Below are 11,894 nucleotides of genomic sequence, written 5' to 3'. Positions count from 1 at the left end.
GTTTAGGTCGACGGTGAAGCCTTCACTCATCCAAGACTTTCTCTTTGTTGGTTCGCATACGCTTCTTGCTTCGCGCTTTCGGGTATCTGAGCCCAAGCATCTCTTATTGGCTCTAATAAACTATAGGATTCATCCAACGGCTCCACCGAATTATGCAAATGCGCCTCATTAATTCTGTCTAAAATATAGCTATACAAAGAATATAAGTTATTAGAGATTTCACCGCCCGCATTAAAATCTAAAGTATCTCTTAGGTGCATGATGATAGAGGTCGATTTAGATATAAAACCCGATTTTGCAACTAAATCCTTACGTTCTATTGCCCCCTTTGCATAGGCAATTCGATCTAACGCACCTTGAATTAACAATAACGTGAGTTTGTGAGGGTCCGCTGTTGAAATATCTTGCTTCAGATTACCTTTTTGATATGCCTTAATGCCTCGTAATGACATAGTAACTCCAATTATTTTTTAAATAAGCGCTGCAAATAGAGCAGAACCAGTTTGATTAAGCTGCGCAACTGTTTTGTCTAAATTCACATATTTTGATCTCACAGTTTGCTCAAAACTGATCATGCGTAATTCAAGTGCTTCTCGGGCTGAATTGATGTTTTCCCGACTTTCCTTCGCACTTTTTTCTCTCAAGCTGATAAGCCCGTCAGAAGAAGAGAATTCATCGACAAAATTGTATATCCTTACCGCAATTCCTTCATTCTCATCTGTAAATAGTTTTGCAATATCATCAAAATTATCTTCAAGCGCATCCTTAAGACGCTCCTCTCCAGAGCCTAATCCAAAATCACTAGACCCAATCTCTAACTTGCCATCTTTATCAAGTTCTACCCCAAGCCGGAAGAGCCCACCCAGAGAAGAATTGCTTACATTCTCACTGACTATTTTTGCAAGGCCAGATTGCATACCTCTTAGAAGAGAGTCGCCTGCCAAGGCTCCATCATCCTCTAGGCTTGACTCGCCATATCGAGTAAGCCTTCCAATTTCATCGATTAACCCATTGTAGTTATCAACGAAATCTCTAATTTTTTGTTCCAATCCCTCTTTATCAAAACCTATTCCTAAAGTTGATGCGAGGGCTGCACCATTAGCGTCTTTAGGAGATAGCTCATTGACAGTGAAAGAAACGTTTTGAATAGTATTGTCAAACTCGTTGCTACTACTTTCAACGGTAATCCCGTCTACTGTTGCAATGGCATTTTTTGCTAACTCAATATTATTCGCTGAGATATTAGACGCACCTCCTCCCGTCGAGAGTCGGTCCAGCTCTGCGTTATCGTTTGTGATAGAGAGGTCGTTACCTGCTCCGGTCTCCTCTGAAACAAAAACAAGTCTTGGTCCTTCAGCAGTTCCGGTTTCAATAATATTAGCAGTCACACCAAAGTTATCAGCAGAATTGTTTACCAACTCCCGTAAGTCTGCAAGCGAGGTTGTGCTATCGACAGTTATAGTAAAGCTTTTATCTGTATTTACCGCGAACGTCAAAGAACCGGTTCCTCCAGATAAAAGTGCGTCTGAACTCGACGAAAAATCGCCAGCGTTAGTCGTTATCCGGCTTCCTGCTGACAACTGATCCACCGTTATGGAATAACTGCCTCTTAATGCAGAAGAAGACGCTTCGGCAGAGAGAACATCATTATCCTCTGAAGGGTTTTTGACGGTTGGTTCCCTACCGTTTATGTCGCTATCAGTGCGGAGTTCGTCTACTGAATCTTTAAATTCAGATAGCTTAGACTTTATTTGGCCTAGACCAGAGATTTCGGCTTCTACAGCCTCTTCTCTCGCGTTTAAGCTTTCTTCCTTTGGCTGCCTTTCAGCCGAAATAAGCTGTTGTACCAAATCATCTAAAGCTAGCCCTGAGCCAACACCTAATGATTGTATCGTCATAATTTACCCCTCAGACTTGTTGATCAATGAACATTCCTACCGTTTGTCCAATATCGTTTTGCAAGTCTTTAATTCTTTCAGCGAGTTCGAGAACATCCTCAGAAGGAATCTGTCTTATAACCTCATCGGATTGCGCGTCTTTCACGATTACCACAGAGCGATTAGTTTCCTCGTCTATTGAAAATGCAAGATCCCGATTTTGAGTCTTTAAAAAAGATTCTACCTTCTTAGTCGCCTCATCAAGCGTAATTTTCGCTTCTGATGACTCGTTATCGGCGATTATTCGGCTTACTTGAGTAGAAAATTGATCATTACTCGCTATAAGTTCATCTGCATTTGTGTTTTTAGACTTATTCTCACTGTCCAGTTCTTGAGAAATAACACCAGTCTCTGATTTTACTCGTATTTGAGGCTCGACATCTCTCCCCATAGAGGGCGAAGCAAATACTTGACCACCTTGCATATTTTGAATTTTCACGAACTATCTCCCCATCTAAAACACAAAAACGAGTGCTCGCAATAAAGCGGGCCCCCGTTTCTGAATTACTGTGCGACTTTTAGAGTATAGCTTACCCGAGCAAAGACAGCGCGGTTTGTGGACGCTGATTAGCCTGACTAAGTACAGAAACAGATGCCTGCTGAATTATCTGGTTTCTAGTCAAAGCCGCTGTTTCAGCAGCGAAATCTGTATCTTTTATCTGAGAACGCGCCGCTGAAACATTTTCTGAGATGTTACTTAAATTTCTGATTGTTGATTGAAAACGATTTTGTAGTGCGCCAAGCTCCGCACGCTGAGCTCCCAATACCGACAGCGCAGCATCCACTTCGGCAAGCATACTAGATGCTCCACCGGCAGAAAGGACATCTCCATCTATCGATAAGCCATTAGCACCAAACCCACCTGTTCTTGAAAGGTTCACGCTAATCGTCTGATTAGCGTTTGCACCAACAAGAAATTTTGCGGAAAAGCCGCCTGCAAGCAAAGTAACGCCACCGAATTCTGTTGTTGCTCCCACTCGAGAAATTTCTTGACGAAGTGCCGAAACCTCTTCTTGCAATGCTTTTCTATCAGCTGTGCTGTTTATACCGTTTTGCGATTGTACAGCAAGCGTTCGTATACGCTGGAGAGATGTAGTTGTCTCCTGTAACGCTCCCTCTGCAGTTTGAGTAAGCGAAATAGCATCGTTGGCATTTCTTACGGCTTGATCTAAACCTTGAATTTGTGACGTCAGTCTGTCAGTAATCTGCAAGCCTGCAGCATCATCAGATGCACTATTTATTCGAAAACCTGAGGAAAGACGTTCAAAAGATGTATTCAATTTATCACTAACGTCAAAAAGCTGACGCTGTGCATTTATTGATGATACGTTAGTATTTACAAATAAAGACATGTTACTACCTCCAAGAGACCTGACCGTACGTATTTCAGCCAGCTCTTTCCAGTTAAAACTAGCAAGGTCACTACGCTTACTAATCCATCATTAATAAAAAAGTATATTACCCCTCAACAATGGTATCGGCTCAAACTTTAAGTTCTTGAGCTTTTTTTTCATTATTTTGAATAAATAATTCGGCAATAATTTAAATTACTGTTTTTTATAATAAAAATATGCACGTAAATTACGTTATACACTGATATGAGAGTGCTTTTGTTGAAACCTATACCATCGCTTCAATTGGGCAAATGATACAAAGTATTCGAGCAATAGAGGTTCAGATACATCAACGAGGCTTGTTTGCTACGACTAGGGATAGATGAAATAATTTTTTCGACAATTAGAAGCAGAACCCAGGAAGACAAACAGAAAATTGGTACCATTATTGCATTAGTCCAAATGGATTCTAGCGTTGCTCTACTGGAATTTGAGATTGGTGAGACGATTCGGCGATTATAAAAAAGGCCGAGACGTTCATCTCGGCCAATTTGCTCACGTTAGGAGATGGAGCAAAATTCGTTTTTGTCGGCTAACAGGGCTTAGTAGATTAAACTGGCCTCTCAACCAACACTTCTACATTTTCGGACCTGTTGGTCGGCATTCTATTTAAAAGGGCGGCAATAAAGCCGTCCTTTTCACTTTTAGGATGGCCTCTCAACTCCTTCCTATAACTTCAACTTTATCCACCAAGAAGCGACAACGCGGCTTGTGGACGCTGGTTAGCTTGCGACAACACTGTAGTTGTTGCCTGCTGTAATATCTGATTGCGGGTCAATTCTGCCGTTTCAGTGGCAAAATCTGTATCCTTGATGCGAGACCTTGCAGCAGAAACGTTTTCGGATATATTGCTCAGGTTACGGATGGTCGACTGGAATCTATTTTGGGTTGCCCCTAACTCTGCGCGAGTGCTCCCAATAATAGACAGCGCGGCATCCACATCGGTCAGCATTGCAGAAGCGGCACCTGCGGAAAGTACGTCTCCATCGATTCCTAAACCCGAAGCGCCAAAGCCACCGGACCTCGAGAGATTTATGCTAATTTTCTGATTAGCATTTGCTCCAACTAAGAAAGACGCAGAGTAACCTCCAGTTAATAAACTTACGCCGCCAAATTCAGTCGTAGAACCAATACGAGACATCTCATTTCTCAATGCTTCAACTTCTTCGTTCAGCGCAACTCTGTCTGCAGTATTATTGATACCGTTCTGTGACTGAATAGCTAGCGTCCGTATACGCTGAAGAGCGTTGGTTGTTTCTTGCAATGCACCTTCCGCAGTTTGTGCTAAAGAAATTCCATCATTTGCATTTCTTACAGCCTGGTCCAGCCCCTGAATTTGAGAAGTCATCCGATCGGTTATCTGAAGTCCTGCAGCATCGTCGGCAGCACTGTTAATACGAAAACCAGACGAAAGACGCTCAAATGCAGTATTTAAATTATTGCTTGTATTAAACAGCTGACGCTGGGCGTTCAATGATGACACATTGGTATTAACAAATAGACTCATGAGTCTCTCCTAACAGTTTCGAGTATGGCGCTATTGGTTTTATTATTTGCGCAATTAATTTAAATATTTGGCATAACCTGTGCTTATAAAACCCTGTCAGTTTATTCTGACGTTTCATTGGCACACTACCAATGGAACTTGCTAAATAGAGAAGTTTCTTCTCTTTGCTGGTCGGTGGGTTTGGTGTTCCAGAACCTCAAACCTCTCACTACCTCCTGGCTCTATTCTCGCCGGTCGGCAGCTCTAATCATTTATCAACAAACTCCATCTTTTATCGACCTTTACTTGAAATTACTTTAGTATTTTTTTCAAGACTTTTTGTCGATTTAAAGCACTGTATTTCCTAACTTTTAAACTCAGAATCTTAAAATAAACCTGAATTAAAACGGTGCTATTGACGCTTTTAAACATAAACTTTAGAAGCGTAGAGGATAAAAACATCGTTTATCTCCCCTTTGTATTAGTTATCGTCAAAGATCTATTTTTACTTTAGATGTTTTTCCAAATTTTTAGATAAAAAAGAGAATCAATAAAAAAACCTATAAACTTCATAGTGTTGGGGCTATGGATTGAAGGCACAAATGTGTGGGTAGGCGGGCTTTATAACAATTAAGTGGCTGAGATATAAAAAAGCTGGCCTTGAAAAGACCAGCTTAAAACGCACGTGAACTAGAGCACTACCTCCTGGCTTCACGCTAATTATGATTAACCTAGAAGCTGTAATGCAGCCTGCGGGCGCTGGTTAGCCTGAGCTAACACAGTGGTGCTTGCCTGCTGGATTATCTGATTTCTCGTGAGACTTGCAGTCTCAGCGGCAAAATCTGTATCCTTTATTTGAGAACGCGCGGCAGATACATTTTCAGAAATATTACTTAAATTTCTTATCGTTGACTGAAACCTGTTTTGCAGCGCACCCAACTCTGCCCGTGTGCTCCCAATTACGGATAATGCCGAATCTATTTCCGCCAACATGCTTGACGCAGCACCTGCTGATAAGACATCACCATCAATTGATAGGCCGTTGGCACCAAATCCACCCGTTCTTGACAAATTAACACTGATTTTCTGATTTGCATTCGCGCCTACAAGGAAGGTAGCAGAGAAGCCACCGGCGAGTAGCGACACACCACCAAACTCTGTAGTGCTCCCGATTCGAGACATTTCCTGTCGAAGAGCTGATACCTCCTCTTGCAGTGCTACCCTATCGGCCGTGCTGTTGATCCCGTTTTGTGACTGTACTGCCAAAGTACGAATTCGCTGAAGGGCATTTGTAGTCTCACCCAGTGCACCTTCAGCGGTCTGAGTAAGAGATATAGCGTCGTTCGCATTGCGAACGGCTTGATCTAATCCTTGAATTTGTGATGTTAAGCGATCAGTAATCTGCAAACCTGCGGCATCATCAGCAGCGCTGTTGATACGGAAGCCTGAAGAAAGGCGCTCAAAAGACGTACTCAAAGAATTACTAACATCAAAAAGCTGACGCTGGGCATTCAATGAGGATACATTGGTATTAACGAACATAGACATAAAGTCTCTCCTACACTCTCAGTCCAGCGTGCGCTGGCTGTCGGCATTGCCGACGTTTTGTTTTAGTAGTCATCAAGACCTGAGGGGTAATTGATGAACTGGCTCTCTCAGAAACTGTATCGACATCATTTAGAATCCCTTTAGAAAAAATTACGATTTTTGCCGATAGGCGGTAAGATATTGCCGTAGATTGACGGTAAGACACGACATAACTGGTGGATTTTTAAGGGAGATTTGGCATGAAAAATAGTTTGATGCTGTTCAACATAAAGCGCATATCCAAGCCTGCAACCCATTGCGCTTTCACTGATTTAATAGAAAATCCGTTCGACAAAAGTCGTAAAACTTTGATGTGCTGTTACCGACAAGCTACCGACCATGTCAGTACTGACGGAGTGGTTATTGTATTAACTCTTGATAAAACTTCGTTTCAAGTTCGCAACAGAGTAGTTATTAGAGAGAATAATGCAGACCTACGAGATCCGAAGTTCTCATACGATGGCTCTCGTCTCATGCTTACTACCTATGCAAAATCCTTCCTTGATAATAGAAAAGTGGTCACAAAAATGGTGACTTTTTTCTCAACCACCGGCTATTCATGGTCTACAGGGAATAGTCACGGTAGAAGCGGTTGGTGGTTGTGGAACAATATTTTTTATAACTCAGAAGCTTATGGTTTTGCGTACAATCGACGAGCGAACTCAGTTTCGCTCTATAAGGGTGATCCTACACGTTCAATGCACGTTCACAAGGAGGAGGCTTTTTGTTTGGGCAAACAAGGTAAAGGTTACCCCAATGAAAGCACAATCTTGTTTGATGATTACGGAATCGCCTCGGTATTTTTAAGACGAGATGCCGATACTTTCAGTGCGCAATTTGGTACGTCAAAACCGCCGTATACCAAATGGCAGTGGCATGATTTAGGTATCTATATTGGCGGTCCGGCCGCAGTGGCGTTAAGTGAAAACCTATATATCGTTGCAGGACGACATATAGATTGGGGCTCACACCAATTTACCACCAGGGTATGGCTATTTGATAGCGTAACTAAAATATTCACTGAACTAAAAACGCTGCCAAGCGGAGGAGATACAAGTTATCCGGGCTTGGTGATTGAAGGCGACAATCTTTATATCTCTTACTACTCCAGCCATGTCGACAATCAAGCCAGAGTTTATATGGCGCGCTTAAACGGCGTTAGTGATTTGATAAATTATGACCGCTAAACGAAATCGAATAGCGATAAGTTAGCTACTTTAGGAAAAGTAGCCAACGCAGCACTCAATGCCGTTTCCTGCTTTGCGAACTCAGTAGACGCCTCTGCGTAGTCTACATCCTGAATAGATGAGCGCTGCGCTTTTGCCGCAATTTCCATATCAAGGTTACTTTCATAAGTACTCTCAGCGATATTCAAACGGCTACCGATGGAAGCCCGTTCTAAAGAAAGTTTCTCAAGTCCGTTATCCAATCCTACTAGTGCATCAGCTATCGATTCTTGAAGTGCAGAATTGTCTATTGTGGAATCCATCAATATGGTCTGAATTTCGTGGATAGACTGGGCCATGCTTTTCTTTTGCGGTGCGTTAAAAGACAAATCTATACTATCACCAGGCACGGCCGTCGCATCAAATTCCATTCCCTTGGTGGTAAACGGCTGACCAGACGTAAACGACACTGTGTCAATAACGACACCAGTACCTTGGTTGACCAACTCAGCTTGTCCGGATGCTAGAAAATTAATGCGGTAATCGTTGTTTCCTGCGTTTACAGGGTCGTAATTCTTGTCAAAAAAGGTATCAAATGTTCCCTGCTGTCTCACAGAGGCAGTAGTTACCGTTGCCCCCGTTGTGCCATCAACTGAAAATTTAAATCGCGATAGCACGTTTTCAAAAACTTCATATCCGTTACTGGTTGATTGAATCTTCGAGCTATTAGATAGCTGCACAAAGCTTACACCAGGGTCGCCTGCGAAGGTAATGGCATTCCCACCCGCTGCTGGGTTGTATTCAAACGCCTGGTTGCCCGACTGGAAGCCCGCATACAAATAATTGCCATCTGCATCCTGTGTGTTCATCAGATCAAACACTTCAAGTTTTATCTGCTCTAGTTCCGCACCAATGGCGCGTTTATCAGGGTCATCTAAGATCCCATTTCCAGCCTGGACAATAAGCGTGCGTGCACGGTTAATTGAATCAGTAATATTGGTTAGCACAGCCTCTTGCTGTTCAAGCGACCCCGTTACCAAATCATTATTACGCTGAAACTGAGTAAGCTCATCAATTTCTTCAGTTAAGCGCAGCACCTTCGCTGCACCAACAGGATCGTCGCTGGGCGTGATAATGCGTTTACCGGAAGCTAGCTGTTCTTGGGTTTTCGCCAAGTCGCCCTGATTTTGCATAATCGAGCGCATGTTTTGATCATAAATTTGATTCGTTGATATACGCATAACTCACCTACCTTGCTGACTGCAAAATGGTATTAAATAATTCTTGAGCCGTAGACAAAATTCGTGCTGCGGCAGCATAGCTTTGTTGGTACTTAATCAAGTTTGCCGCTTCTTCGTCTAAGCTTACGCCTGAAACAGACTCAAACCAGTTTTGCGACTGTACTTTCATCGCTTCAGCGGAAGCCAATGAGACACTGGCCATTGATGCATCTTCACCAATGCGTCCTACCATAGACGCATAGGCATCTTGAAAGGTTCTAGGCCTATTCGTCGCTTCGCTACTCACCTGTACTTTGTTTTCATTCTGAAGAGCAGCTAAATTAAGCGCATTGCTGTTGTCGTTAAAGCCATCTGTATTATAGCTAATTGAAAAGCTATCCCCTGCTTTTGGTACACCGTCTAAACTGAGATCAAAACCAGGGTCTGGGCTTATTCCTGCCTGAGTAATAAGATTATTTAAATTTGTTGTTCCTGTGACAGTTGCTAACACTGTACCGCTTCCATCTAATACCTCGTAGGTATCTGCAGCGGTAAAGCTAATTTGAGCTGGCGCTGTATTTAAAAGGCCACCCGCACCATCAAAAGCAGAAGTGCCCACTTCCGTATTTGACACAGTTACATCTGTTACGTTGGCACTGCCCAAGTTAGTGCTATCAGCCCCAGCTCTTACTGGGTTTGCAAAAGCCAAATCTTCGGGGCGGTCGGAGGCTAAACTTATCTTTGAAGCCACGTCTTTGGTTGGCTGAATCAGAAACTCGTTGCCAATGGTATAGGGGTCGCTCCCCGCAAAGTCTATTTCAATACCACCAGGCAGTTCATTAAAACCAGGCGATATAGCAAAGTTTGAAAAAATAATGTCATTACCTGAACCATCTTTTTTCGGTGTGCCATCTGGATTCAAAAACGTAATTTCTATTTCGCTGGGCACACCTGCAGAAACTGCCGTCACTTCAATTTTATAATCGGCGTCAGTTAATTCAGCGCCTTTACCCTCGGTAATCTGCGCAGTAACAACATAGTCGCCATTGGTATCTTCGTAGGCTAAGCCTCTGAACGAAGGAATATCGAAAATGTTAGTGCCGATTTGACCGTCTAAATCCATACCCAATTTATTTTGAGTATTCATTGCATCGGCGAAAGCGACGGAGAGCTGACCTACATCACGCATTGTTGGCCCTAACACTTCATTGCGATACTCAAACAACCCACCCAATGCGCCGCCAAGATCACTTTCCAAAATTCGTAATGATGCGTTGTTTTTGGTTTGTGAGCCAAAGTCAGTTTCTAACTTAATTTCTTTCGTCGTTAAATCCGCACTAGAGCTTAACTCAAAAAGGTTGAATGCACCGTTTTCAAGAACGAGTGACTCACCTGACGTAAGATTAATGGTCACAGCACCATTTTGTGTAGTGCTCTCTATAACCGTAATACCCATGATAGAAGCAAGCTCGTCGATAGCCTGGTCTCTTTCGTTGAGCAGAGCGCTTGGTTGATCGCTCGTATTGTTACCATTGGCGATAACTATGTTGCGGTTCAAGTCGCCAATATTGCCAATCAAGGTGTTTGCTCGATTCACCATCGAAGTGAACTCTAGGTTGAGCTCTTCCTCTTTTTCTAGCATATAGTCCGATAACGTTCTCATTCGGTTATACAAAGACTCGGATTTGCTCAGTACTTGTTCGCGTGACGCCAAATTGGTTGGGTCATCTGCTGCCGTTTGTAAAGCAGAGAAATACTCACTTAGTCCTTTTGAAATTGAGTTCGCTTCACTTGCCAGCAGGTTATCAATAGCCGTTGTTTTGCTAGAAAAGGCTTCCAGTTCTCCTACCGCTGTTATGTCGCGACGCAGCTGATTTTGTGCAAAAACGTTGATAATACGCTCAGTATTGCCGATCTCCACACCAAAAACTTGGCTGTTTTGAAGCTCAGTGCGCTCGCGAACATAGCCTGGCGTGTTGACATTGGCGATATTGTTACTCGTTGTTTGAAGTAACTTGCTGCTAGCGTTTACGCCGCTTGTGGCTAATGAATATAAATCAACAGAACTCACTGTATTCTCCTCACCTATGGCCCCTCGACTACGGCATTAACGCGCTGAGACGATCGCTGTTATACACTGCCATTATCTTGCGCGCGTATTCAGGGTCTGTAGCGTAGCCCGCTTCTTGAAGCGCATGGGTATAGCGCGCTGCGTCAGAAGCATTCTCGACAGCATGGCTGTAGCGAGGCTGTGATGTGATAAAGCGTCCATAGTCTTCCATTGCGTCTTCTACTGACGAGTAGGACCTAAAAGCAGCCTTTTGTTTTTGCGGTAGTCCATTGTTAAATTCCAACGTGTCGACTACAGCCTGCTCTCCTTGCCATCCCTTATTTGCTTTGATGCCAAATAAGTTGTGCGAGCTTTCCCCATCCGCTTTATGAATAACAAATTTGCCCCACCCGGTTTCAACCGCGGCTTGGGAAATTATTGCTTTAGGATCCATTCCGTATTTTGCTGCCACTTTCTCAGCTATTGGCATTAGGCTCTCTACAAACTGCTCGGGACTTTCGAACATGGCATCTTTTTGTGCTGACTGGCTGCGAATAGACTGTGAAGAAAGGGCAATATCCTGCGCCTCAGCTACGTTGTACACACGGTTTCTGTTAAGTGATGATAAGTCGCCGTCACTTCTGATTACACTGGCAGGCGTATAGCTATCCTCAGTTTGACCTAACTGTTTAACAATGACAGCAGCGAGACCTAAACCGCCACCGGAAGTGAGGTCTGTCGCTAGCTGTTGGTCGTGCATATCACGATAAAACTTAACTTGCTGCGAATTAAATGGGCTATTTTCGTCAGCAAGGGCATCTTGCGCTTTACGCATTGATTTCAACATCATCTGCACAAATATCGCTTCAAACTGCTGGGCGGCTTCTTGCAATACCGTCTCGTCGCCCGACGCAATGGCTTCACGCATTTTGTTTATGCTGCCCATATCGTGGACATTGCGAGCCATATCAAGCTGACTTTTTGTGCTAAGTGATTCCATCGTGCTTATTCCGCTGTGACCTTATTTTTACTAACGTCTCGTAAATGCTCTTTG

Annotated in this window: 10 protein-coding genes; 1 reads left to right on the top strand and 9 read right to left on the bottom strand. The window is 43.3% G+C overall.

Features of this window, described 5'->3' with window-relative positions; genetic code table 11:
* Positions 1 to 26: 26 nt before the first annotated feature.
* From fliS to ACFI6L_RS03060, 6 genes are all read right to left on the bottom strand, one after another.
* Positions 27 to 452, bottom strand: a complete 426-nt coding sequence (gene fliS / locus ACFI6L_RS03085) for a flagellar export chaperone FliS (protein ID WP_020743050.1) — start codon at positions 450 to 452, stop codon at positions 27 to 29.
* Positions 453 to 470: 18 nt separating this feature from the next.
* Positions 471 to 1,898: a flagellar filament capping protein FliD gene (gene fliD, locus ACFI6L_RS03080; protein ID WP_239258048.1), complete on the bottom strand. Its 1,428-nt coding sequence runs from the start codon at positions 1,896 to 1,898 to the stop codon at positions 471 to 473.
* A gap of 10 nt (positions 1,899 to 1,908) precedes the next feature.
* A complete protein-coding gene (locus ACFI6L_RS03075) occupies positions 1,909 to 2,376 on the bottom strand; it encodes a flagellar protein FlaG (RefSeq protein WP_342324604.1) in 468 nt (155 codons plus the stop codon).
* Positions 2,377 to 2,467: 91 nt separating this feature from the next.
* Entirely contained in the window at positions 2,468 to 3,289 is an 822-nt protein-coding gene (locus ACFI6L_RS03070; RefSeq protein ID WP_020743047.1) for a flagellin N-terminal helical domain-containing protein, read from the bottom strand.
* A 724-nt stretch (positions 3,290 to 4,013) separates the two neighbouring features.
* Positions 4,014 to 4,838 (bottom strand): flagellin N-terminal helical domain-containing protein, encoded by an 825-nt coding sequence (locus ACFI6L_RS03065; RefSeq protein WP_239258044.1) that lies wholly within the window; start codon positions 4,836 to 4,838, stop codon positions 4,014 to 4,016.
* Positions 4,839 to 5,543: 705 nt separating this feature from the next.
* Positions 5,544 to 6,365 carry a flagellin N-terminal helical domain-containing protein gene (locus ACFI6L_RS03060; protein WP_020743045.1) on the bottom strand — a complete coding sequence of 274 codons (822 nt, stop codon included), beginning with the start codon at positions 6,363 to 6,365 and terminating at the stop codon, positions 5,544 to 5,546.
* Between the two features lie 239 nt (positions 6,366 to 6,604).
* Here ACFI6L_RS03060 and ACFI6L_RS03055 point away from each other — a divergent pair, with 239 nt between their 5' ends.
* Positions 6,605 to 7,591 carry a hypothetical protein gene (locus tag ACFI6L_RS03055; RefSeq protein WP_342324608.1) on the top strand — a complete coding sequence of 329 codons (987 nt, stop codon included), beginning with the start codon at positions 6,605 to 6,607 and terminating at the stop codon, positions 7,589 to 7,591.
* On the opposite strand, the gene flgL is transcribed toward ACFI6L_RS03055, so the two are convergent.
* The 3 genes from flgL to flgJ are packed head-to-tail and all read right to left on the bottom strand — an operon-like array spanning position 7,588 to position 11,840.
* Positions 7,588 to 8,811: a flagellar hook-associated protein FlgL gene (flgL, locus tag ACFI6L_RS03050; RefSeq protein WP_462573402.1), complete on the bottom strand. Its 1,224-nt coding sequence runs from the start codon at positions 8,809 to 8,811 to the stop codon at positions 7,588 to 7,590. The genes ACFI6L_RS03055 and flgL overlap by 4 nt on opposite strands.
* 7 nt (positions 8,812 to 8,818) lie before the next feature.
* On the bottom strand, positions 8,819 to 10,861 hold the full coding sequence (gene flgK / locus ACFI6L_RS03045; protein WP_342324611.1) for a flagellar hook-associated protein FlgK: 2,043 nt from the start codon (positions 10,859 to 10,861) through the stop codon (positions 8,819 to 8,821).
* Between the two features lie 28 nt (positions 10,862 to 10,889).
* Positions 10,890 to 11,840: a flagellar assembly peptidoglycan hydrolase FlgJ gene (flgJ, locus tag ACFI6L_RS03040; RefSeq protein ID WP_462573401.1), complete on the bottom strand. Its 951-nt coding sequence runs from the start codon at positions 11,838 to 11,840 to the stop codon at positions 10,890 to 10,892.
* Positions 11,841 to 11,894 lie beyond the last annotated feature (54 nt).

Source organism: Alteromonas sp. G4i35 (assembly GCF_054960375.1).
This window is presented reverse-complemented; position numbering and strand designations above follow the sequence as displayed.